A 21,490-nucleotide genomic window follows, 5' to 3' on the forward strand; every position below is an offset into this window, starting at 1 on the left:
GATGCGCGCCGGTACTGTGATCAAGTGCAGGGGAGGGGTGAAGCTTCCCGGCACAGGCGCCCGTACCGGGGAGGGGCGTCCCGGCGAACGGGGGATCGGTTGGACGCGCGGATCGAATTCGGCCTGCTCGGCCCGCTGTCGGTCACCGCCGACGGCCGGCGCACGGCCGTCGGCGGTCCGCGCCAGCGCACCATCCTCGCCCTGCTGCTGCTGTCCCCGGACTCCGTGGTCTCGGTGGACGCGATGGTCGAGGCGGTCTGGCAGGGCGTCCCGCCGGCCACCGCCCGCACCCAGGTGGCGATCTGCGTCGCGGGCCTGCGCAAGGTCTTCCGGGCGGAGGGCTGCGGCGACGACCTGATCACCACCGTCCACCCCGGGTACCAGCTCAACTCGGCCGGCCACCGGATCGACCTGCTGGTCCTGCAGGACCTCGTCCAGCGGGCCGAGCAGGCGGTCGGCGGCGGGCGGACGGCCGAGGCCGCCGCCTGCTACGAACGCGCGCTCGAACTGTGGCGCGGGCCCGTGCTGGAGGGCGTCACCGGGCGGCAGGTCGAGGACGAGACCGCACGCCTGGAGGAGGTGCGGATGTGCTGCCAGGAGGCGCTCGCCGAACTCAACCTCGCCCTCGGACGGAACCTGGAGGTGATCGGGTCGCTGGCGGCGGCGGTCCGCGAGCAGCCGCTGCGCGAGCGCGCCCGGCACATCCTGATGCGGGCCCAGTACCTGGCCGGGCGGCGGGCGGAGGCGCTGGAGACCTTCCGCGAGGGCCGCCGGCAGTCCGTCGAGGAACTCGGCCTGGAACCGGGCGCCGCGCTGCTCCAACTGCACGACGCGATCCTGCGCGACGACCCCGCGCTCGCCCCGCCCGAGGACGGCCCGCCGCCGGCGCCGCTCCCGGCGATCCCGCTGCCGCCCGCGCCGGCGGCCGGATCCCGCCCGACGCCGTTCTTCCTGCCGCCCAACGTGCCGGCCTTCACCGGCCGGGCCGCCGAGACCGCGACGCTCGACCGGCTGCTGGAGGGCCGGGCGGAGGAGCAGCCGCCCGGCATCGGCCTGATCACCGGCGTCCCCGGCGTCGGCAAGACCGGCCTCGCCGTGCACTGGTCGCACCGCGTCGCCGCCCGGTTCCCGGACGCCCGGCTGTACGTCGACCTGTGCGGCCACGACGGGACCCGGGAGCCGACCACCGCCGCCGACGTGCTGAGCCGCTTCCTGCGCGCCCTCGGCGTGCCCAGCGAGCAGATCCCGGCCGACACCGGCGAACGCACCGAGCTGTACCGCAGCCTGCTGGCGGGCCGCCGGGTCCTGGTGGTGCTGGACAACGCCCGCGACGCGGCGCAGGTCGACCCGCTGCTGCCGGGCACCGGGCAGTGCTGCGTGATCGTCACCGGCCGCCAGCCGATGGAGCAGCTGATGCTCCGTTACGGCGCGGTGCGCGTCCAACTCGGTGTGCTGCCACCGGGCGAGGCTGTCGAACTGCTGGGCCGGATCGTGCCCGAGGACCGGGTCGCCGCCGACCCCGAGCAGGCCGAGCGGCTGGCCGAACTGTGCGACCGGCTGCCGCTGGCGCTGCGGATCGCCGCGGCCCGGCTGGCCTCGAAGCCGCACTGGAGCGTGCCCCACCTGGTGGCCCGGCTGGCCGACGAGCGCCGCCGACTGGACGAGCTCAGCCAGGGCGAGTCGCAGGTCCGGGCCGGATTCGCGGTCAGCTACCGCCAGTTGGCGCCGGACGCGGCCCGGCTGTACCGCCGCCTCGCGCTGCTGGAGGCGCCCGACGTCACCGTCTGGACGGCCGCCGCGCTGGTCGACGTCCACCCGTTCGAGGCGGAACGGCTGCTGGAGCACCTGGTCGACGTCCAACTGCTGGAGGTCACCGGCACCGACGGCACCGGGCGGCTGCGCTTCCGGCAGCAGAACCTGCTCGCCCTGTTCGCCCGCGAGCGGGCCGCGGCGGAGGACAGCGAGGACGAGCGGACGCAGAGCCTGCACCGGGCACTGCGCGGCTACCTGACCGTCGCCGAGCACGCCCACCGGGTTGAGTACGGCGGGGACTTCGCGCTGATCCACGGCTCCGCCCCGCGCCTCGAACTGGACGCCCTGCTGCTGGAGGAGCTGACGGCCGACCCGCTGGAGTGGTTCGAGGCCGAGCGGCTGTCACTGGTCGCCGCGATCGACCAGGCCGCCCGGCTGGGCCTGGACGAGCTGGCCTGGGACCTGCTGGGCTGCACCGTCGTGCTGTTCCGGACCAGGGCGTACCTCGACGACTGGCAGGACAGCTGCGACCGCGCGCTGGCCGCGACCCGGGCCGCCGGGAACCTGCGCGGCGAGGCCGCTGTGCTGGAGTCGCTGGGCGAACGCTGGATCGGCACCCAGTACGTCTCCGCGGCCGCCGAACCGCTGCTCCGCGCCCAGGCCCTGTTCGAACAGATCGGGGAGGAGCACGGGCGCGCCCTGGCGGTGCGCTCACTGGCCGTGCTGGACCGCGTCCAGGGCGATCCGGCCTCGGCCGGGGCCCGGCTCGCCGAGGCCGTCGAACTGTTCCGGGCGGCGGGCGACCTGTCCTGCGAGGCGCACGTGCTCGGCTTCCTGGCACAGGGCGAGCTTGACGTCGGCCGGCCCGACGCGGCGCTGACGTACGCCGAGCAGGCGGTGGCGGTCGCCCGGCGGATCGGCGAGACCGGGGTCACCGCCCAGGTCCACTTCCGGTACGCCCGGGTGCTGTCGGAGCTGGAGCGGTTCGCGGACGCGGAGCGCGAACTCCAGGTGGTGCTCCGGGTGGTGACGGCCAAGCGCGACCTGCTGGGCTCCGCCCACGCCCGGCTCGGCCTGGGCGAGACGATGCTGCGGCGCGGCCGGGCCGCCGAGGCGCACGCCGAGCTGCTGATCGCCCTGGACCTGGTCGGCCGGTGCGGAACCGTCGTCGCGGAGGGCCGGGTCGGCGTGGCGCTCGGGCGGGCCGCGGCCGCGCTCGGCCGCACCGACGAGGCGCGGGAGCGGCTGGACCGGGCGGCCGAGCTGCTCCGGGCCGGCGGGGCCGAACGCGATCTGGAACTGGCGGAACAGGAGCTGGCGGCCCTCGGGCCGGCCGCGGGCGAAGCGCCCGGCGGCGATATCGGCGACGTATAGGCCGCCGGGGCACAGTGGGACGCAGCTGCCCCGTTCCCCGAAGGAGCCGGCGATGACCAGCGCCTCCGAGCCGCACCCCGCCGACCCGCCGTCCGCTCCCCGCACCACGAGCAGCCTGCACGGGCTGTCCGGCCTCGACCCGGCCTCCATCGGCGGCGGCCCGCTCCCGCTGCACGTCACGGGCTGGGCGCAGAGCCTGGACGCCGGCGACCGCGCCCTGCGGGCGGCGCTGCACGACGGCGCGGTCGGCGCGACCGGCGCGCACGCGCTGGGCCGGGCCGCCGCCCTGCTCGGCGCCGCCGAGGCCGCCACCGTGCTGGCGGCCCGCAGCGCGCACGTGCTCCCCGCGGAGGCGGACCTCACCCTCACGGTGGTCTCGGCCCTGGTGCCGGCCCTGGTCGCCGAGGCGACGTCCGCGCTGGACCACCCGGCCGCCCCCCAGGTGTCGAGGGTGGAACGCCTGCGCGGCGCGCTGACCGCCCAATTCCCCTGGTTGGTCCACGGGTTCGCCTCCGAGGCGGTGGACGGGGCGGGGCTCGCCGAGGCCGTCCGGCTGGGCGCGCCGCTGCCCGCGACGGTGGACGCCCCGGGGCCCGACGCCCGCCCCCGGGGCGGCTGCAGCCCTGTCCAGGCGCTGCCCCGACTGGTCGGCGGTGATGCGCTCGACGCCGCCGGCGCCGAGGCGCAGGGCCTGGCCAGGTCGCTGCTGGCCGCCGGTGACGAGCTGCACCGGCGGATGGCCGAACTGCCGACCGAACCGGCCGGCAGCCCGACGGGGCGCGAACTGGCCGCCGCCTACGAGACCCTGTACGCCGCGACGGCCTGCCTCACCCTGTGGGCGGCTGGTGTGGCGGTCGGACCGCTGTGGCTGCGCACCGCCCTGCGCGCCCTGCTGGTCCGCCTGCACCGGCTGCTGCTGGAGCCGCCCCCGGTCCTCGACCCGTACCCGGCCGAGGAGTTGCTGGCCATCGCGCTCGGCGCCGGGGCCCGGCTGCTCACCTTCCGCACCGTCGACGAGATCAGTGCGCAGGCCGAGGCGGCATGACGGCCCGCGCCTCGCCGCTCAGGATCGCCTGGTACGTCCGCACCAGCAGCCGGCCCGGTTCGACGCCGAGCTCGTCCGCGAGCAGCCGCCGACCGTCCAGGTAGAGCGACATCGCCTCGGCCTGCCGCTCCGAGCGGGACAGCGCCGTCATCAGCAGCGCCCGGAACCGCTCCCGCATCGGGTGCCGGGCGACCAGGCCGGTCAGCTCGGAGATCAGCCGACGGTGCCGGCCGGTGATCAGGTCGGCCTCGATCCGGGCCTCCAGGGCCGCCAGCCGAGCCTCCTCCAGCCGCGGGCGCTCCGCGGCCGCCAGATGGTCCGTCACATCCGCCAGCGCCTCGCCGCTCCAGCACTCCAGCGCCGCCCGCAGCAGGTCGGCCGCCGCCTCGAAGCGCTGCTCGCGCAGCGCCCGGAAGCCGTCGCCCGACAGATCGGTGAACCGGGTCAGGTCGCAGGGCACGTGCTCGGCGAGCAGCCGGTACCCCGATCGGATCCGCACCAGCTGCACGTCGGGGCCGACCCGGGGCCGGAGCCGCGAGGCATAGGTGTGGAGCTGCGCGGGGGCCGTGCCGGGCGGGCGCTCGTCCCACAGCATCCGCCCGAGGTGCTCGTCCGAGACCCCCTGGCCGGCGGCCAGCACCAGCGTGGCGAACATCGTCCGCTGCTTGGTGCCGCTCAGCGTGTCCTCCCGGCCGTCGGCCAGCAGGTGGACCGGACCGAGCATCCGGAACTCCATGGCGTCGCCCTCTTCCCTGCCCGGTGCGGGCCCACTCCGGGACCGCCTACGGGCCGACCCTAGAAGGGCACGTCATCACCGCGTTATCGCCTCCATATCGCCCGCGCGGAGCCTGCGCCGAGCCCGTCCGAGCCCGTCCGAGCCCGCGCGGAGCCTGCGCCGAGCCCGCCCCGGGCCGGTGCGGTCGGCGGTTCTCAGCGGCCGGGCTCGGCGGTGCGCAGGTCGGCCAGCAGGAAGGGGATCAGGCCGCGGTGGAGCAGCGCGGTGCGCCAGGCGGTGCGGGCGGCGGACAGGTCCTGGGCGTGCTGCGGCTCCTCGCCGGGCACGGCCCGCTGGCGGGCGGCGCTGAACAGCAGACCGAGCAGGCCGATCAGGGCGCTGGCGACGGCGGCCGCGACGGTGCTCCAGGCGGCGGTGCGCAGCACGTCGGCGGAGGCGGCGTGCGGGCCGGACAGGCCGATGACGGCGCCGAGCAGGAAGAACACGGCGGCGGCGCTGCCCATCACGATCGGCACCACCAGGGCCAGCGCGCCGAACCAGCCGGACAGCCGTTCGCCGGGTTCGGCGGCGGGGCCCGGTGCGTCCGTCGCGGTGCCCCGGAGCCGGCTGTAGGCCAGGTACTCGGGTTCGGCGGCGGCCAGGATCTCCGCGGTGCGCTGCCGGGCAAGGGTCCGCAGCCGGGCGGCCTGCGCGGTGTCGTCGGCCAGTGCGGCACGCACCGCCGGGTCGGCGAGCGCCCGGCCGAGGGCGTACTCGAAGTCGGCGCGGTCCTGCTGGGTGGGGCCGTGGCCGGTGAGCGGGTCCATCGCTGCTGTCCCCCGTGGAGGTCGAGTGCCGGTCAGCCGTAGGTGAGGTCGGAGCAGGCGTCGTCGGCGGCGGAGCGGGCCTGGCTGACGCTGGTGGGCAGCGGGCCGGTGGGCAGCGGCGGGGCGGCGGTGGTGCCGTTGCCCGCCGCGTAGTCGGCGCCGAGGGTGACGGCGATGCCGGCGTGGCTGCCGGCCTGCAGGGTGGCGCCGGGGAACAGCTCGGCGACCTTCTCGGCCTTGGCCTTCTCGCCCGGCCCGTACTCGACGAGGGTGGTGGCGTGGGTGCGGGAGGAGGCGTTGGCCCGGCCGGTGACGGTGAAGCCGGAGCCCTCCAGTGCCTCGGCGGCCCTGGAGGTCAGCCCGGAGGTGTCGGTGCCGTTGTAGACGGAGACCCGGATGCCGGCCCCGTTGACCTTGACCGGTGCGGTGGTCGGGCCGGGGCTCGGGCTCTCGGTGGCGGGGGCGCTCGCCCCGGCCGAGGCGTCCTGCCCGTCCAGGGTGCGGTCGGCCTTGAGGGCCGCCCACAGCTGGTCGGTGTCGGGGTGCACCAGGGCGACCCGCTCGCCCTGGTAACGCCAGGGCACGGTGAGGAACTTGATGTCGTGCAGGTCGATGTCCTTGAGCGACATCGCGAAGTCGACGAGCTTCTGCGCCGAGCCGAGGCCCTCGTCGACGGTGAGCGACTTGGTGACGGCGTCGGCCAGCGGCAGCAGCGCGACGGGGTTCATGCCCTCCGCCTTGACCTGCTTGATCAGCGAGGAGAGGAAGGCCTGTTGGCGCTTGGTGCGCCCGATGTCGGAGCCGTCGCCGAGGCCGTGCCGGATCCGGACGTAGTCGAGGGCGGCCTGGCCGGAGATCTTCTGGTGGCCCTGGTTGAAGAGCAGCTTGCCGCGGTGCCCGAGGTTCGGGTTGAGGTCGCCCTCGTAGACCGGCTTGGGCAGGCAGACGTCGACGCCGCCGACGGCGGAGGTCATGTCGGAGAAGCCCTGGAAGTTGATCACCATGGTGTGGTCGACGCGCAGCCCGGTGAGCTTCTCCACGGTGTTCTGGGTGCAGGCCGGGTTGCCCTGCTCGCTGTCGCCGACCGAGAAGGCGCTGTTGAACATGGCGCTGGCCTGCGGCTTGGTCCAGCTCTTGTTCGGCAGCAGGCAGGGCGGGACGGCGACCAGCGAGTCGCGCGGGATGGAGACGCCGACCGCGTGCTTGTGGTCGGCGTAGACGTGCAGCAGGATCGCGGTGTCCGAGCGGGCGCCGCCCTCCTCGCCGCCGCCGAGGTCCTTGTTGCTGCCGGAGCGCGAGTCGGAGCCGATCAGCAGCAGGTTGACCGGGACCCGGCCCTGGGCGTCGGCGCCGGCCGCGTCCGGACGGTCCCTGCTGATGCCGGAGGAGTCGAAGGTGCTCAGGTTGCCGTTGAGCCGGTAGTAGACCAGGCCGCCCGCGGTGACGGCGAGCGCGACGACGCCGGCGGTGCTCCACAGGGCGATCCGGCGGATCCGGCGGCCGCGTCCGGATCCGGTGCCGCGGCCCCCCGCCCTGCGTGCAGACATGACGCACCCTTCCCCGTTGTGGCCGACGGTGCGCCGACCCGAACTTCTACAAAGCTGTAGAGGTTCAGCGAAGCATACAAATTCGGTCCAGTGAAGTCACACCCCGGCGGAAACGCACGATCCCCCGACGGCGGGCGGCCGTCGGGGGATCGGGAAGCGGGGGGTCAGTGCACGCGCAGCAGCGCCAGGTGGACCACGGTGGCCCGGGCGAGGTCAAGGGTGGCGCCGCGGCGGTGGCGGCGGGCCTCGACCGACTCGGCGCGTTCGATGGCGGCGCGGCGGGCGTCGTCCTCGGCGGGGGCGTCCACGATGAACAGGTGGCGGCCGGCGCGGATCTCGTTGGCGTGCGGGATCTCGACGCACCAGCGGTGCCGGCTCTGGGGGGCGTCCATCGGCCTTCCTCTCCCGCACATGAGGTGCTGCTGCTCTCCTGGGCGACAGGGAGCCGACTTCGACCATAGGTATAGGCCAATTCCTCCGTCAAGAGGACAAGTCGTTCAGTAAATAATCCGTTCAACGGTGTATATCCGGTCGCTGTCCGCTACCGTTCCCAGCATGACCGCCCCCGCCCACCCGGCCCCCTCGGCCCGCCGCCTGCGCACCCGGGCCGCCCTGCTCGCCGTCCTCGGCGAACACGGCACGCTCAGCCGCGCCGAGATCAGCCGGCTCACCGGGCTCTCCCGTTCGGCCGTCAGCAGCGCCGTCACCGACCTGATCGACGAAGGGCTCGCCGGCGAGACCACCGCCGCCGCCACCACCGGACGCGGCCGCCGCGCCGCCGCCGTCACCCTGCGTCGCGCCCACGCCCTGGTCCTCGCCTTCGACTTCGGGCACACCCACGTCACCGCCGCCGTCGCCGACACCACCGGCGCCGTGCTCGGCGAGGCCACCGCCCACCTCGACGTCGACAACCACCCCCGCGAGGTCCTGGCCGCCGCCCGCACCCTCGCGGACCGGGCGCTCGCCGCCGCCGGGCACCCGTTGGACGCGATCACCGCCGTCGCCGCCGGCATCCCCGGCGCCCTCGACACCCGCACCAACGTGGTCCGCGCGCCCTCCACCCTCTCCCAGTGGATCGGCATGGACCCGGCCGCCGAACTCGGCCGGCTCTTCGAACGTCCCGTCACCGTCGGCAACGACGCCGAGATGGGCGCCCGCGGCGAACGCGCCCACAGCGGCGGACACGCCGTCAACGACCTGATCTACGTCAAGGCCTCCACCGGCATCGGCGCCGGCCTGCTGCTCGACGGCCGCATCTACCGCGGCGCCAGCGGCATCTCCGGCGAGATCGGCCACATCCAGCTCCCCGACACCGGCACCTGGTGCCGCTGCGGCAACCGCGGCTGCCTGGAGTCCGTCGCCTCCATCGTCGAGGTCCGCCGCCGCCTGGCCCACGTGCTCGCCCCCGGCGCCCGCCCCGACGACGCCGTCGACCTGCCGCCGCTCGGCGAACTCGCCGGCACCCCCGCCGCCGCCCGCGTCATCGGCGAAGCCGGCCGCACCATCGGACGCGTCCTCGCCGACCTGGTCAACTGCCTCAACCCCGCCGCCATCGTGATCGGCGGCGAACTCGGCCTGGCCGGAGCGCCGTTGATCAACGGCATCCGGGAGTCCGTCGACCGCTACGCGCAGCCCGCCGTCGCCGAGGCCGTCGAGATCCGCGCCAGCCGGCTCGGCCTGCGCTCCGAACTGTACGGAGCCGTCGACGCCGCGGTGGCCGCCGCGGTCGGCAGGCCCTAGCCGACCGTCCGGGCCCGTTCCGCCAGGAAACGCCGCTCCGGCAGGCTCGGCGCCAGCGCGGACGCCCGGCGGAACGTCTCCGCCGCCGCGGCTGCCTCGCCGGTGCGGGCCAGCAGCTCGGCCCGAACCGCCAGGAAGCGGTGGTGCCGGCCCAACGCCGCCTCCAGCGCGTGGAGTTCCTTCAGCGCGAGCTCCGCGCCGTGCACCTCCGCGAGCGCCACCACCCGGCCCAGCTCCGGCATCGGACCGGGCGCCACCCGCACCAGCAGGTCGTACAGCGCCAGGATCTGCGGCCAGTCCGTGGTCGCCACGTCCGGCGCCTCGTCGTGCAGCGCCGCGATCGCCGCCTGCAACTGGTACGGCCCCACCCGGCCGTGCGGCAGCGCCCGCTCCACCAGCGCCACGCCCTCGGCGATCGCCGCCGCGTCCCAGCCCGTCCGGTCCTGCTCGGCCAGCGGCACCAGCTCCCCGGCCGGGCCCGTCCGGGAGGGCCGCCGGGCGTCGGTGAGCAGCATCAGCCCCAGCAGGCCCATCACCTCCGCGTCCTCGGGCAGCAGCCGGTGCAGCAGCCTGGTCAGCCGGATCGCCTCGTCGGACAGCCGAGGGGTCGTCAGGTCCTCGCCGGAGGTGGCCGTGTAACCCTCGTTGAACACCAGGTACAGCACCTGCAGCACCTCGCGCAGCCGCTCCACCTGCTCGCCCGGCTCCGGCCGTACGAACCGCAGCCCCGACGAGCGGATGGTCTGCTTCGCCCGGCTGATCCGCTGCGCCATCGTCGCCTCCGGCACCAGGAACGCCGCCGCGATCTGCGCCGTGCTCAGACCGCCGACCGCGCGCAGCGTCAGGGCGATCCGGCTGGGCGAGGTCAGCGCCGGGTGGCAGCACAGGAACAGCAGCGTCAGCGAGTCGTCCCGGTCGGCCTCGGGGCCGGCGTCGGCGGCCCGGTCGAGCAGCTCCGACTGCGGCGTCGCCAGGAACAGCCGCTCCTCGCGCTCGCGCCGGGCCCGCTCGGCGCGCACCAGGTCCACCAGCCGGCGCGAGGCCACGGTGACCAGCCAGCCGCGCGGGTTCTCCGGCCGGCCCTGCTGCGGCCACTGCACCGCGGCCGCCAGCAGCGCCTCCTGCACCGCGTCCTCGCAGCTGTCGAACGCGCCGGGGTGGCGGCGCAGCAGCGCCGCCAGGACCTGGGGTGCGAGGGTGCGCAGCAGGTCCTGGTCGGCGGCCGTCCGGTCGTCCACGCGGCTCAGTCCTCCATCGGCGTCTCGTGCAGGATCGGCCACAGCTCCACCGGCTCCTGGTCCGCCCACGGCATGTCGGCGGCGATCTCCAGCGCCCGCTGCTCGCTCTCGCAGTCCAGCAGGTAGAAGCTGGCCATGTACTCCTTGGTCTCCAGGTACGGGCCGTCGCTCACCGCGGGCAGCCCGTCCTGGCGGCGCACCAGTCGGCTGGCGGCCGCATCGCCCAGGCCGTACGCGCCGATCAGCTCCCCGGTCTCCCGGTAGCGGTGGTTGAACGCGTCCTGCCGGGCGATCGCCTCCGGCCACTCCTCGGCCGAGACGGACGCCCACTTCTCCTGGTTGCCGTACGTCATCAGCAGGTACTTCACGGGGACCACGTCCTCTGTGCTCGTCGGGTGCTTGCGTCCGGTGGTCGGAGCCGGGGAGCGGCTTCTCTACACGGCGGAGCGGAGTCTTCGAGAGATTCTCAGGAGGCGGGCGGGGTCCACACGTACGGCGTGGTGGTGGTGACGGCGTGCATGCCGAGGCGGCGCAGGATCGGGGTGCTGTCGGGGGAGGCGTCCACCTGGAGGTAGCGGATGCCGCGTTCGACGGCCCAGCGGGCGCGGTGGGCGACCAGCGAGCGGTAGATGCCGCGGCCGCGCCAGGCGGCGAGGGTGGAGCCGCCCCACAGGCCGGCGAACTCGGTGCCGGGGGTGCGGGTCAGCCAGGCGGCGGAGACCACCTCGGGGGTGGGGGTGTCGGTCTCGGCGACCACCACCAGGAAGCCCTCGGGGTCGGCGGCGGCGTTGTCGGTCAGGTCGCCGACCAGCCAGCTCCAGTCCTCGCCCCAGACCTCGGTCTGCAGCGCGGCGATCCGCCGCATGTCGGTGCGGGCGGTGACCCGGCGCAGCGTGATGCCCTCGGGGGCGGGGGTCGGGGTGGCGAGTTCGGCGGCCAGGCCGACCAGGACGGTCTCCGGGTCCTCGGCGACGAAGCCGGCCGCGGTCAGCCGCTCCGGCAGGTCGGCGGGCAGGTCGTGGCCGCGGGTCTTCCACTCGACGGACTCGCCGCGGGCGGCGAAGAAGTCGCGCTGGCGGGCGATCAGGTCGTCGAGTTCGGCGCCGCGCAGGCCGAGGTCGGCGGCGGGCGAGGTGACGAAGCCGCGGAAGCCGCCGCACTTGCGCAGCAGCGGGCCGTCGGTGTCCCGGATCTCGCCGTCGCGGACGGGGCCGAGGCCGCGCAGGTGCTCGTCGTAGGCCGCGAGCAGGGCCTTGTTCAGGTCGGTCATCAGGCGAGGGTAGAGGATCTTGGCAAGCGCTTTCCGGCCATTCTGCGGACCGGGGCCGCCCGGGACCGCCCCTGGCGTTGACGCCGGGGTGAAGGTCTAGCGTCGTGGCCATGCGGATCGGCGAGCTGGCTCAGCGGGCGGGGACCACCACCAGGGCGCTGCGGTACTACGAGTCGCGGGGGCTGCTGCCCGCGCGGCGCGGCGGCAACGGGTACCGGGCGTACGACGAGGACGACCTGCGGCTGCTGCGGCAGATCCGGGTGCTGCAGGACTTCGGGTTCGAGCTGGAGGAGACCCGGCCGTTCGTGGAGTGCCTGCAGGCCGGGCATCCGGCCGGCGACTCCTGCCCGGCCTCGCTGGAGGTGTACCGGGCGAAGCTGGCCGAACTGGACGCCATGGTGGCCCGGTTGACGGAGGTCCGGGAGCAGGTGGCGGCCCAGCTGACGCAGGCCGAGGCGGCGCGCGACGCGCTGGCCGCTGCGGACCGGGAGCCGCGCTGCGAGCTGGCCCGCACGGACGACCGAACGATCGAACGAGGAGAGGGGAACCGATGAGCGGCGTACAGGAAGTGACCGACCAGGACTTCGCGAGCGAGGTGCTGGGGGCGAAGGGCCCGGTGCTGGTGGAGTTCACCGCCGACTGGTGCCCGCCGTGCCGCCAGCTGGCGCCGGTGCTGGCCGAGGTGGCGGCGGAGCAGGCGGGCCGGCTGAAGGTCGTCGCGCTGGACGTGGACCGGAACCCGGAGACCCAGGCCGCGTACGGCGTGCTGTCGATGCCGACCTTGATGGTGTTCCGGGGCGGCGAGCCGGTGCGCTCGATGGTCGGGGCCCGCGCCAAGGCCCGACTGCTGCGGGAGCTGGACGACCTGCTGTAGGCGGGTGAGCTGTGTCACGGGGCGGGCGGGAGTCTGGATGCGAAGCATTTATGCGTTGTAAAGTGCAACTAGATATTAGTTGTATTTATCAACCATGGAGTCAGAGATGTCCTCGCTGCCAGCGGTGTCCCGCCCCGCCCTGCGGCACGTCCTCACCCACCTGGTCACCCCGCTGCTGATGTGCCTCGGCATGGGCGTCGCGTACCTTTCCGCCTTCCACGCCCCCGCCCCGCACCGGCTGCCGGTCGCCGTGGTCGGCCAGGGCCCGCAGGCCGGGGCGCTGGCGCAGACGCTCCAGGACAGGGCCGGCGACAGGCTGGACGTCACCACCGTCGCCGACCCCGACGCGGCCCGCACCCGGCTGCTCGACCGGGAGCTGGTCGCCGCGTACGTGCCGGGCGGCGACGCGCCCACCCTGCTGGTGGCCACCGCGAACTCGGAGACCTCGGCGAGCGCCGCCGAGAAGGTGTTCACCACGGTCGCCGCCCAACAGGGCAAGCCGTTGGCCGTCCAGGAGCTGACCCCGCTGCCGGCCGGCGACCCGACCGGGCAGGGCCTGTTCTTCCTGCTGGTGGCGTTGAGCATCGGCTCCTACGGCTCGGTCGCGGTGCTCGGCGCGGCCGGTGCGGCGCTGGCGATGCGGGCCCGGGCGCTGCTCGGCCTCGGAGTGGCGCTGGTGGTCAGCCTGCTCGGCGCGGCGCTGGCCGGGCCGGTGTTCCACCTGGTCGACCACGGCCTGTTCGGTCTCTGGGCCATGAGCTGGCTGTACTCGGCGGGCATCATCGCGATCGGCACCGCCCTGCACACCTTCCTCGGCCGGTGGACCACGCTGACCATGATGGTGCTGTTCGTGATGCTCAACTTCACCAGCTCCGGCGGCATCTTCCAGCCCGAGCTGCAGAACGGCTTCTACGGCGCCCTGCACTCCTTCTGGAACGGCGCGGGCTTCCTGGAGGGCGTCCGCGACCACGTCCACTTCGGCGGCCGGGCCGGGCTCGGCGGCCACGTCGCCACCCTGTTCGGCTGGCTCGCGGCCGGTGCGGCGCTGCTCGTCCTGGCCGCCCGCACCGAGCGCGCCCGGGCCCTCGCCGCGGCCCCCGGCCCGGATGCCGGGGAGCCGGCGGAGGAGGAGATGGAGGAGGCGGTCGGCGTCTGAGGACTGCTGCCCCTACCGTGGGTCGCAACACCGCACGACGAAGGAGCCACCGCCATGCCCGACCGCGACGCCGCGCTGGAGACCATTCAGCGCGAGCTCACCGCGTTCGCCCGCCGGGCCCGCCACAAGGCAGCCCAGCTGCACCCCGAGCTCTCGCTGGTCACGTACAGCATGCTCGACCTGGTCAAGGAGCGCGGGTCCTGCCGGGCCGCGGACCTGGCGGCGCACTTCATGCTCGACAAGTCCACCGTCAGCCGGCAGGTCGGCGCGTTGGAGCGGCTCGGGCTGCTGGGCCGCCAGGCCGATCCGGACGACCAGCGCGGGCAGTTGCTGCACCTGACCGACGCGGGCGAGCAGCTGCTGGCGGAGGCGTACGAGCAGCGCCGGCGGGCCTTCACCGACCGCTTCACCTCCTGGGGCGACGAGGACCTGGACCGGTTCGCCGATTACCTGGTCCGCTACGGCGCGTCCGAATAACCGTCCGGCCGGGCCGACTTGACCCTCACGCGACGTGAGGCCGGAGGCTGGTGCGCAGCGGGAAGGAAAGGAGGCGACGCGATGAGCGGGTACACCGTCGGGCAGCTCGCCCAGCTCGCCGGAGTGACGGTGCGCGCCCTGCACCACTACGACGAGATCGGGCTGCTGTCGCCCGGCGGCCGCACCCCGGCCGGCTACCGGCGGTACGACGACGCCGAGCTGGACCGGCTGCAGCAGATCCTGTTCTATCGCGAACTCGGCTTCCCGCTGGAGGAGATCGCGGCGATCCTGGACGACCGCTCGGTCAGCCCGACCGAGCACCTGCGCCGGCAGCGCGAGCTGATCGGCGACCGGATCAGGAAGTTGGAGAACCTCGCCGCGGCAGTCGAACGAGCGATGGAGGCAAGGACGTTGGGCATTCAGCTGACCCCGGAGGAGAAGTTCGAGGTGTTCGGCAAGGACTACCAGGAGAGCTGGGAGGACGAGGCCGAGCAGCGCTGGGGCGACACCGACGCCTGGAAGCAGTCCCAGCAGCGGACCGCGAAGTACACCAAGGCGGACTGGGAGCGGATCAAGGAGGAGACCGACGCCGTCAACGACGCCCTGGTGGCGGCGTTCACGGCCGGCGCGGCCCCCGACAGCCCGGAGGCGATGGACGCCGCCGAGCAGCACCGGAACCACATCGGCCTGAACTTCTACGAGTGCGCCCCGCAGATGCACCGCTGCCTCGGCGACATGTACGTCGCCGACCCGCGGTTCACCGCCACCTACGAGCAGCTCGCCCCGGGCCTCGCCGGGTGGCTGCGGGACGCGGTCCACGCCAACGCGGACCGGCAGGAGCAGTCCTGACGCAGCGTCAGGCGGCCCGGCCGAAGGTGCGCCGGTAGGCGGTGGGCGAGGTGCGCATGGTGCGGCCGAAGTGGTGGTGGAACGTCGCCGCCGACTCGAAGCCGACCGCCGCCGCGATCTCCTCGACACTGCCTTCCGGCGACTCCAGCAGCGGCAGGCTGGCCGCGATCCGCTGGATCGCCACCCAGCGCATCGGGCTGACCCCGTTGCGGGCGGTGAAGTGCCGCAGGTACGAGCGGTCGGACATGGCGGCCGCCCGGGCCAGCAGCGGCACGGTCAGCGGCCGGGCGAGGTGGTCCAGCGCCCAGCGCATCGACCGGGCCACCCCGTCCTCGGGCTCGTCCACCGGGCGCACCGCCGCCTCGACGTACTGGGCCTGTCCGCCGTCCCGGTGCGGCGGGGCGACGAAGCGACGGGCGACGGTGTTGGCGACCTTGGCGCCGTGGTCCTGCCGGACCAGGTGCAGGCACAGGTCGATGTCGGCGGCGCTGCCCGCGCTGGTCAGCACCTGGCCGTTGTCCACGTACAGCACGTCCGGGTCGACCCGGACCTGCGGGTGGCGGCGGCGCAGTTCCTCGGCCCACCGCCAGTGCGTGGTGGCGGGCAGGCCGTCGAGCAGGCCGGCGGCGGCCAGCGCGAAGGCGCCGGAGCAGATCGACACCACCCGGGCGCCGCGGGCGTGCGCGGTGCGCAGCGCGGCGACCACGGCGGGCGGCACCTGGCCGTACGGGTCGGGCACCCCGACCACCACGGCGGTGTCGGCGGCGGCGAGTTCCTCCAGGCCGTGCCGGGGCGTCAGGGTGAATCCGCCGACCGCCTCCAGCGGGTGTCCGGGCCGCTCCGCGCACACCCGCACGTCGTACCAGGGGGCGGCCAGCAGGCCGGCGAGCTCGGGGCGGGCGAGGGCGAACACCTCGACCACCACGCCGAGTTCGAACGGGGCCATGCCCGCGAAGGCGTACACCGCGACGGTGTGCACGGGAGCCGGGCGCTTTCCGATGGTGACGGGCACGGGCTCGGCCATGTGGTGCTCCAGGTGCGGCCGGTGGCGGGTTCGCGGCGAGTGTAGCCGTCCGCCCCGCCGCCGTGCCGCGCGCCGGGCCGGGGCGGACCGGGTGCGTACGGGCGGCGGCGAAGGGTGATCGGACGGGGGCGGAAAACCTTTGGAACTGATCTGCAACCTCCCGGGAGGATGGGAGCGTCAACACGCGCAGGCCGCAGAATGCCTCTCGCGGACGTCCACCACACCCTTTTCCCGGAGAGCAGCCATGTTCACGCCCGGTCGTGCCCGTTTCGAGAAGATTGTCGTGCTCGCTGCCGCCCGCTCCGGGTGGGGCCGACGGCACTGAGCGCGCCGAAGCCCCCGCCGGCGGACCGGACGGGGGCTTCGGCGCGAGGCTGCGTCAGCCGTTCAGCGAGGCCATCCAGGCCTCCACCTCGTCGGCCTGCCGGGGCAGGCCCACCGAGAGGTTCTCGTTGCCGTCGGCGGTGACCAGGATGTCGTCCTCGATTCGGACGCCGACGCCGCGGTACTCCTCGGGGACGGTCAGGTCGTCGGCCTGGAAGTACAGGCCGGGCTCGACGGTCAGCACCATGCCGGGCTCCAGCACCGCGTCCACGTAGTTCTCGCGGCGGGCGTGCGCGCAGTCGTGGACGTCCAGGCCGAGCATGTGGCCGGTGCCGTGCAGGGTCCAGCGGCGCTGCAGGCCGAGCTCCAGCACCTTCTCCACGTCGTACACCGAGGCGTCGATCAGGCCCCACTCCAGCAGGCGCTCGGCGAGCACCCGCTGCGCGGCGTCGTGGAAGTCGCGGAAGTTGCCGCCCGGCCGGACCGCGGCGATGCCCGCCTCCTGGGCGTCGTACACCGCGTCGTAGATCTTGCGCTGCAGCGGGGTGAACGTGCCGTTGATCGGCAGCGTGCGGGTGACGTCGGCGGTGTAGAGGGTGTGGGTCTCCACGCCGGCGTCCAGCAGCAGCAGCTCGCCGGGGCGGACGTCGCCGTCGTTGCGCACCCAGTGCAGGGTGGTGGCGTGCGGGCCGGCCGCGGCGATGGTGCCGTAGCCGACGTCGTTGCCCTCGACCCGGGCGCGGCGCCAGAAGGTGCCCTCGATCCAGCGCTCGGAGGTGGCGACGGCCCGGCCGAGCTCGCGCACCACGTCGGTGAAGCCGTTGACAGTGGAGGTGCAGGCGGCGCGCAGCTCGCCGATCTCCCACTCGTCCTTGACCAGGCGCAGCCCGGACAGGAAGACCGTCAGCTCCTGGTCCTTCTCCTCGTCGAGCTGCTCGGCGAGGGCGGCCTCCAGGCCGGCGTCGTAGCCGCGCACCAGGCGGGTCGGGACGGTGTCGGCGGCCAGCTCCTCGGCGGCCTTGCGGACGTCCCGCACCGGCAGGCCGTACAGCTTCTCGGCCTCGGCGTGGGAGTTGCGGCGGCCGACCCACAGCTCGCCCTGGCCGCTGAGCCAGAACTCGCCGTTCTCCCGGTCGGAGCGCGGCAGCAGGTAGAGCGCGAACCGGTGGCCGCCCTCGACGGGCTCGCCGACCAGCACCGCGTCCTCGGTCTGGTTGCCGGTCAGGTGCACGTACTCGCTGGCGGCGCGGAACGCGTACTCGGTGTCGTTGGCGCGGGTGCGCAGGTTGCCCGCGGGGACGACCAGCCGCTCGCCGGGGAAGGCGGCGGAGAGCCTGGCGCGGCGCTCGGCCGCGTAGGGGGCCTGGGCGACCGGCTGCAGGCCGTGCAGCTCGGTGTCGGCCCAGCCGGTGCGCATGGACGCGGCGAGCTCGTCGGAGATGTCGCCGTACAGGCCGTTCTTGCGGCTCTTGATCGGCTCGTCCTCCTCGCCCTCGGCGGCCCCTTCGGGGTTCTCGGACACCGCCGGGCTGCGGTCCTCGGTCACGTACGTCGCCTCCTTGCGCGTGGTACCGCCCCGCACTCCCCGGGTCGCGGGGCGCGAGGGCGGACGTCGCCCCCATGGTACGTAGGGCCGTTCGAGGGAAGAAAGGCCGTTCGACCTGCGGTTCGCGGCCGGCCCGCGGTCACTCGAAGCGGGCCGCCAGCAGCACCAGGTCGTCCTCGCCCGGGCCCTCGCCGCCGGCCTCGGCCAGCAGGTGGTCGCAGAGCCGCTCCGGATCCAGCCGGACGTCCCGCGGGGCGTCCGCGGCGGCTCGGCGCAGCGCGCTCTGCCCGGCGTGCAGGTTGGCCCCGAACCGGCGGGCCAGGCCCTCGGTGTACAGCACCAGCACGTCGCCGCGCTCCGCGGTGAGCTCCACCCCGGGCGCCTCCCAGCAGCTGAGCATGCCCAGCGGGGCGGACAGCGAGGTCTCCACGAAGTTCGCCCCGTACCGGGTGAGCAGCACCGGCGGGCAGTTCGCCGCCCCCGCCAGCGCGATCCGGCGCTCGGCCGGGTCGACGTTGGCGTACACGGCGGTCGCCGAGCGGGTCGGCTCGGTGGTCTTCAGCAGCAGCTCCAGGTCGCCGAGCACGGACACCGGGTCCTCGCCCTCCAGCACCGCGTACGCGCGCAGCGCGGCCCGCACCCGGCCCATCGCGGCGGCCGCGCAGGCGCCCGCGCCCGGACCGGCGCTGGGGCCGCCGCCGAGCACGCTGCCCACGGTCAGCGCCAGGGTGTCGTCCGGCAGCGGGACCGCGTCGTACCAGTCGCTGCCCGCGGAGTGCTCCAGCGCGGCGGGCACGCAGCGGGCGGCGATCCGCAGGCCGGGCCGGACCGGCAGGTGGTCGGGCAGCAGCGAGCGGCGCAGCGCGGCGGTGGCGCGCACCGCCCGGTCGGCCTCCAACTGGCGGGCCAGCAGCGGGGCGGCGAACTCGCAGTAGCGGCGCACCAGGTGCTCGCGGCGCTCGCCGGGACGGCCCGGCTCCTCGTAGAACCAGGCCGCGGCGCCGAGCGCGCCCTCGCGTTCGGTGGCCAGCGGCAGCGCGTAGCAGGCGCCGAGGCCCAGCTGGGCGGCGATCTCGCGGAACCGGGGGCCCACCGTCGGGTCGGTGGCCAGGTCGGAGATCAGCAGCCGGCCGGTCGCGCCGGGCAGGCTGAGCAGGTCGGCGAACGGGCCGTGCTCGGCCGGGATGGTCTCCAGCTGGCCGAGCGTCGCCGGGTCCAGGCCGAGGCCGACCGGCCGGGCCAGCGTGCGGGCCGGACCGGGCCGCAGCGTGACCACCAGGCCGCGGCGGGCGCCGAGCAGCGCCGCGCCGGAGTCCAGCAGCGCGTCCAGGGTGCCGGCCAGCCCGTCGGCCCTGGCCAGCAGCTCCAGGTGCTCCTGGAGGCTGGTGAAATCGGACAGCCATCCGGCCAAACGGTCCTGCAGGTCCGCCGAGGGCGCCTCGCCGAGCTCCGGCAGCAGCGCCTGCTCGAACCTCAGGGCCTCCGCCGCCAGCGGCTGGACGTCGGTCATGTCGCAACTCCCCACAATCCGGAACGTGTCACGCAGGACCCCCGAGACCGACCGAAAACGATGTCTTTACTCACTACTCGGCACGATTCCCCCACTTGTACACAGGCCGATCGGGGCATGTCCAGGAGAGCGACGGGCCGAACGTGCCAGGGATCGTACGGCGAGGCCCCGCAGGTGCCACCCGGGGCGCCGGGCACTCACTCGTACGGTGGAACCGGTGTCGGCCGACCCGCGTCCATCCGGACGTATGGGGGATTCTCGTTCCAGCGGCGCAGCGCGGGCTCGGCCGAACAGGCCCTGAGCGCAACCGCACCGCCCGCACCCCCGGCCCAGGCCGACCGACGCGGAGAGGAACGAGCCGCCATGCGCCGACACCGCCGAGAGCTGCTGACCGAGCGGGTCGGCCAGTGGTGGCCGGGCCGCCGCGGCCGGACGCTGGCCCTGACCGCCGCACTGCAGGCCGCCGTCGGCTGCGGCTGGCCGGTGGTGCCCGGCGCGCGGGCGCTGCGCGGCCCGGCCTGCTCGTGCCCGGACCGGCTCTGCCCGACGCCCGGCGCGCACCCGTGCGACCCGCCGCTGGAGGCGGCCACCACCGATCCGCGGATGGTCCGGCACTGGTGGGAGCGGCGCGCGCCCGGCGCGCCGGTGCTGGCCGCCACCGGCCGGTCGCTGTGCGCGGTGAGCCTGCCCCGCCCGGCCGGTCCGTGGCTGCTGCGGCACCTGGACGAGATCGGCGTCCCGTACGGCCCGGTGCTCGGCACGCCCGGCCGGTTCGTGCTGCTGACGGCGCCCTACACGCTGCCGGAGCTCGGCGCGCTGCTGTCCGAACGGCCGTGGGTGCCGGGCGTGTTGCGGTACCACGGGGCGGGCGGCTACCTGGTGCTGCCGCCCTCGCGGACCGGCGAGGGCCAGGTGCACTGGGTGCGCCGCCCGGGCCCCGGCCGGCCCTGGCTGCCCGAGGTCGGCACCCTGCTGGGCGGGCTGATCACCGCCAGTGCCGTCACCCTGCCGCACTGCTGACCGATCGTCAGATCAGTTGCACCACAGGCCCGGAAACAGAAAAGGCCCGACCGCTAGCGACGGGGGATGCACCAGCGGTCGGACTGTTCAAACAGTAACAAAGATCCGGCTCCGCGCCAATTTGTCCACGCCGAAAGGCCCTTGGGATTTTCGGCGGCCGGACGGTAGTGTGACGCGGGTCACTTCCGGCTAGTTGAGGGTGATCTGACGGTTCACCAGGTTGGCGCGGGCGCGGCGCTCGTCGGCGGTCAGCGGCGCGGGCGCGGCCAGCACCTCGGCCAGCTTCGCGGCGAACTCCACGGCCGGCTTCTCCACCTCGGCGGCGGCCATGTCGACCGGCAGGTCCCACACCGGCACGGTCAGGCCGTGCGCCCGGAACGAGCCGACCAGCTTGGTGCCCTCGCCCAGCGAGCTCTCGCCGGACGCCGACAGTCGGGCCAGCGCGTCCAGCAGCTGCTCCTCCGGCACCGTCATCACCCAGCGCAGGTGGTTCTTGTCCGGCGTGCCGCACCAGTACGCGGAGTCCACCCCGGCCAGCTTCTCGGTGGGGATCGCCGACGCGTTCGCCCGCTCCAGCGAGGCCGCGACCTCGCCGGTCGCCGACTCGGCGTCCTCCAGCCAGAACTCGAAGCCGGTGTGCACGGAGGGCACGAACTCGGCCGTGGTGTCCAGCAGTTCCTGCAGGCGGCGGGCGCCCGGGTCGGTCCGGCGGGCCGGCACCGGAGTGCCCGGCTCGGTGGCCAGCGCCAGCTCCAGCGCGTCCGCCAGGTCGCGGCTCAGGTCGCCCGAGGACGACTGGGTCTGCAGGCCCAGCAGGATCGAGCCGTCGGCGCGCCGCAGCGCCGGCCAGGCCAGCGGCAGCACCGTCGCCAGCGTCACCGACGGAACCGCGCCGACGGCCTGCTCGGCCACCCCGGCGGCCAGCGTCAGCGGCACCGTGGCGGCCGGCACCAGCTCGCGCAGCGCCACCCAGTCGGCCTCGCCCGGCAGGCCCTCGAACGGGCGGTGCACCAACTCCTGCACCGCGTGCGCCGCCTGACGGCCGTGGCAGGCCTTGTACCGGCGGCCCGAACCGCACGGGCACGCCTCGCGCGCTCCGACGACCGGGATCTCGCCCTCGACGACGGTGGACTGGCTGGGCTGCTTCTTCGCGGCCTTCTTGGCCATGGTGCGGCTCTCCCGGGGACGTCGGACTTTGCACC

At 74.7% G+C, this 21,490-nt stretch carries 20 protein-coding genes; 9 read left to right on the plus strand and 11 right to left on the minus strand.

The window, feature by feature from the left end; all coding sequences use genetic code 11:
• Positions 1-99: 99 nt before the first annotated feature.
• Both ACI1MP_RS19800 and ACI1MP_RS19805 read left to right on the plus strand, forming a co-directional pair.
• Positions 100-3,126 carry an AfsR/SARP family transcriptional regulator gene (locus tag ACI1MP_RS19800; protein WP_404869137.1) on the plus strand — a complete coding sequence of 1,009 codons (3,027 nt, stop codon included), beginning with the start codon at positions 100-102 and terminating at the stop codon, positions 3,124-3,126.
• Between the two features lie 52 nt (positions 3,127-3,178).
• Entirely contained in the window at positions 3,179-4,171 is a 993-nt protein-coding gene (locus ACI1MP_RS19805) for a hypothetical protein (protein WP_404869138.1), read from the plus strand.
• Here the strand turns inward: ACI1MP_RS19805 and ACI1MP_RS19810 are convergent.
• The 4 genes from ACI1MP_RS19810 to ACI1MP_RS19825 form a co-directional block, all read right to left on the minus strand.
• On the minus strand, positions 4,146-4,907 hold the full coding sequence (locus ACI1MP_RS19810) for a BTAD domain-containing putative transcriptional regulator (RefSeq protein WP_380341869.1): 762 nt from the start codon (positions 4,905-4,907) through the stop codon (positions 4,146-4,148). The genes ACI1MP_RS19805 and ACI1MP_RS19810 overlap by 26 nt on opposite strands.
• 194 nt (positions 4,908-5,101) lie before the next feature.
• Complete coding sequence (locus ACI1MP_RS19815; RefSeq protein WP_380341866.1) at positions 5,102-5,713, minus strand: hypothetical protein; 612 nt, start codon at positions 5,711-5,713, stop codon at positions 5,102-5,104.
• A gap of 32 nt (positions 5,714-5,745) precedes the next feature.
• On the minus strand, positions 5,746-7,260 hold the full coding sequence (locus ACI1MP_RS19820; RefSeq protein ID WP_404869139.1) for an LCP family protein: 1,515 nt from the start codon (positions 7,258-7,260) through the stop codon (positions 5,746-5,748).
• Between the two features lie 164 nt (positions 7,261-7,424).
• Positions 7,425-7,652: a hypothetical protein gene (locus ACI1MP_RS19825; RefSeq protein ID WP_043915261.1), complete on the minus strand. Its 228-nt coding sequence runs from the start codon at positions 7,650-7,652 to the stop codon at positions 7,425-7,427.
• 163 nt (positions 7,653-7,815) lie between these two features.
• Here ACI1MP_RS19825 and ACI1MP_RS19830 point away from each other — a divergent pair, with 163 nt between their 5' ends.
• Positions 7,816-9,000, plus strand: a complete 1,185-nt coding sequence (locus ACI1MP_RS19830; protein WP_404869140.1) for an ROK family transcriptional regulator — start codon at positions 7,816-7,818, stop codon at positions 8,998-9,000.
• On the opposite strand, the gene ACI1MP_RS19835 is transcribed toward ACI1MP_RS19830, so the two are convergent.
• From ACI1MP_RS19835 to ACI1MP_RS19845, 3 genes are all read right to left on the minus strand, one after another.
• Entirely contained in the window at positions 8,997-10,238 is a 1,242-nt protein-coding gene (locus ACI1MP_RS19835) for an RNA polymerase sigma factor (protein ID WP_380341859.1), read from the minus strand. The genes ACI1MP_RS19830 and ACI1MP_RS19835 overlap by 4 nt on opposite strands.
• Before the next feature lie 5 nt (positions 10,239-10,243).
• Positions 10,244-10,606, minus strand: coding sequence for a YciI family protein (locus tag ACI1MP_RS19840; RefSeq protein ID WP_043915259.1), 363 nt, complete (start codon positions 10,604-10,606; stop codon positions 10,244-10,246).
• A 98-nt stretch (positions 10,607-10,704) separates the two neighbouring features.
• Positions 10,705-11,508 carry a GNAT family N-acetyltransferase gene (locus tag ACI1MP_RS19845; RefSeq protein WP_380341856.1) on the minus strand — a complete coding sequence of 268 codons (804 nt, stop codon included), beginning with the start codon at positions 11,506-11,508 and terminating at the stop codon, positions 10,705-10,707.
• A 110-nt stretch (positions 11,509-11,618) separates the two neighbouring features.
• Here ACI1MP_RS19845 and ACI1MP_RS19850 point away from each other — a divergent pair, with 110 nt between their 5' ends.
• From ACI1MP_RS19850 to ACI1MP_RS19870, 5 genes are all read left to right on the plus strand, one after another.
• Complete coding sequence (locus tag ACI1MP_RS19850) at positions 11,619-12,062, plus strand: MerR family transcriptional regulator (protein ID WP_404869141.1); 444 nt, start codon at positions 11,619-11,621, stop codon at positions 12,060-12,062.
• On the plus strand, positions 12,059-12,382 hold the full coding sequence (gene trxA / locus ACI1MP_RS19855) for a thioredoxin (RefSeq protein ID WP_380341853.1): 324 nt from the start codon (positions 12,059-12,061) through the stop codon (positions 12,380-12,382). The genes ACI1MP_RS19850 and trxA overlap by 4 nt, the downstream gene beginning before the upstream one ends.
• A gap of 94 nt (positions 12,383-12,476) precedes the next feature.
• Positions 12,477-13,538, plus strand: coding sequence for a hypothetical protein (locus tag ACI1MP_RS19860; protein WP_380341851.1), 1,062 nt, complete (start codon positions 12,477-12,479; stop codon positions 13,536-13,538).
• 54 nt (positions 13,539-13,592) lie between these two features.
• Positions 13,593-14,015, plus strand: a complete 423-nt coding sequence (locus ACI1MP_RS19865; protein WP_380341848.1) for a MarR family winged helix-turn-helix transcriptional regulator — start codon at positions 13,593-13,595, stop codon at positions 14,013-14,015.
• 81 nt (positions 14,016-14,096) lie between these two features.
• Positions 14,097-14,864, plus strand: coding sequence for a MerR family transcriptional regulator (locus ACI1MP_RS19870; protein ID WP_380341845.1), 768 nt, complete (start codon positions 14,097-14,099; stop codon positions 14,862-14,864).
• A gap of 7 nt (positions 14,865-14,871) precedes the next feature.
• On the opposite strand, the gene ACI1MP_RS19875 is transcribed toward ACI1MP_RS19870, so the two are convergent.
• From ACI1MP_RS19875 to ACI1MP_RS19885, 3 genes are all read right to left on the minus strand, one after another.
• Positions 14,872-15,888: a helix-turn-helix domain-containing protein gene (locus ACI1MP_RS19875; RefSeq protein WP_404869142.1), complete on the minus strand. Its 1,017-nt coding sequence runs from the start codon at positions 15,886-15,888 to the stop codon at positions 14,872-14,874.
• Between the two features lie 379 nt (positions 15,889-16,267).
• Positions 16,268-17,758, minus strand: a complete 1,491-nt coding sequence (locus ACI1MP_RS19880) for an aminopeptidase P family protein (protein ID WP_380341840.1) — start codon at positions 17,756-17,758, stop codon at positions 16,268-16,270.
• Positions 17,759-17,897: 139 nt separating this feature from the next.
• The gene (locus ACI1MP_RS19885; protein WP_380341838.1) at positions 17,898-19,268 is read right to left on the minus strand and encodes a PP2C family protein-serine/threonine phosphatase; all 1,371 of its coding nucleotides are present in this window, start codon (positions 19,266-19,268) and stop codon (positions 17,898-17,900) included.
• A 363-nt stretch (positions 19,269-19,631) separates the two neighbouring features.
• On the opposite strand from ACI1MP_RS19885, the gene ACI1MP_RS19890 reads away from it, so the two are divergent.
• A complete protein-coding gene (locus ACI1MP_RS19890; protein ID WP_363475728.1) occupies positions 19,632-20,288 on the plus strand; it encodes a bifunctional DNA primase/polymerase in 657 nt (218 codons plus the stop codon).
• A 189-nt stretch (positions 20,289-20,477) separates the two neighbouring features.
• On the opposite strand, the gene ACI1MP_RS19895 is transcribed toward ACI1MP_RS19890, so the two are convergent.
• Positions 20,478-21,455: a DUF5926 family protein gene (locus ACI1MP_RS19895; protein ID WP_404869143.1), complete on the minus strand. Its 978-nt coding sequence runs from the start codon at positions 21,453-21,455 to the stop codon at positions 20,478-20,480.
• Positions 21,456-21,490 lie beyond the last annotated feature (35 nt).

Source organism: Kitasatospora griseola (assembly GCF_044999035.1).
Taxonomy (GTDB): domain Bacteria; phylum Actinomycetota; class Actinomycetes; order Streptomycetales; family Streptomycetaceae; genus Kitasatospora; species Kitasatospora griseola.

Bases quoted from the DNA above. Each gene is read 5' to 3' on its own strand.
- ACI1MP_RS19895 (WP_404869143.1), bottom strand. From the start codon at position 21,455: ATGGCCAAGAAGGCCGCGAAGAAGCAGCCCAGCCAGTCCACCGTCGTC.
- ACI1MP_RS19890 (WP_363475728.1), top strand. From the start codon at position 19,632: ATGCGCCGACACCGCCGAGAGCTGCTGACCGAGCGGGTCGGCCAGTGG.
- ACI1MP_RS19815 (WP_380341866.1), bottom strand. From the start codon at position 5,713: ATGGACCCGCTCACCGGCCACGGCCCCACCCAGCAGGACCGCGCCGAC.
- ACI1MP_RS19805 (WP_404869138.1), top strand. From the start codon at position 3,179: ATGACCAGCGCCTCCGAGCCGCACCCCGCCGACCCGCCGTCCGCTCCC.
- ACI1MP_RS19830 (WP_404869140.1), top strand. From the start codon at position 7,816: ATGACCGCCCCCGCCCACCCGGCCCCCTCGGCCCGCCGCCTGCGCACC.
- ACI1MP_RS19885 (WP_380341838.1), bottom strand. From the start codon at position 19,268: ATGACCGACGTCCAGCCGCTGGCGGCGGAGGCCCTGAGGTTCGAGCAG.
- ACI1MP_RS19825 (WP_043915261.1), bottom strand. From the start codon at position 7,652: ATGGACGCCCCCCAGAGCCGGCACCGCTGGTGCGTCGAGATCCCGCAC.
- ACI1MP_RS19845 (WP_380341856.1), bottom strand. From the start codon at position 11,508: ATGACCGACCTGAACAAGGCCCTGCTCGCGGCCTACGACGAGCACCTG.
- ACI1MP_RS19865 (WP_380341848.1), top strand. From the start codon at position 13,593: ATGCCCGACCGCGACGCCGCGCTGGAGACCATTCAGCGCGAGCTCACC.
- ACI1MP_RS19820 (WP_404869139.1), bottom strand. From the start codon at position 7,260: ATGTCTGCACGCAGGGCGGGGGGCCGCGGCACCGGATCCGGACGCGGC.
- ACI1MP_RS19810 (WP_380341869.1), bottom strand. From the start codon at position 4,907: ATGGAGTTCCGGATGCTCGGTCCGGTCCACCTGCTGGCCGACGGCCGG.
- ACI1MP_RS19875 (WP_404869142.1), bottom strand. From the start codon at position 15,888: ATGGCCGAGCCCGTGCCCGTCACCATCGGAAAGCGCCCGGCTCCCGTG.
- trxA (WP_380341853.1), top strand. From the start codon at position 12,059: ATGAGCGGCGTACAGGAAGTGACCGACCAGGACTTCGCGAGCGAGGTG.
- ACI1MP_RS19860 (WP_380341851.1), top strand. From the start codon at position 12,477: ATGGAGTCAGAGATGTCCTCGCTGCCAGCGGTGTCCCGCCCCGCCCTG.
- ACI1MP_RS19870 (WP_380341845.1), top strand. From the start codon at position 14,097: ATGAGCGGGTACACCGTCGGGCAGCTCGCCCAGCTCGCCGGAGTGACG.
- ACI1MP_RS19850 (WP_404869141.1), top strand. From the start codon at position 11,619: ATGCGGATCGGCGAGCTGGCTCAGCGGGCGGGGACCACCACCAGGGCG.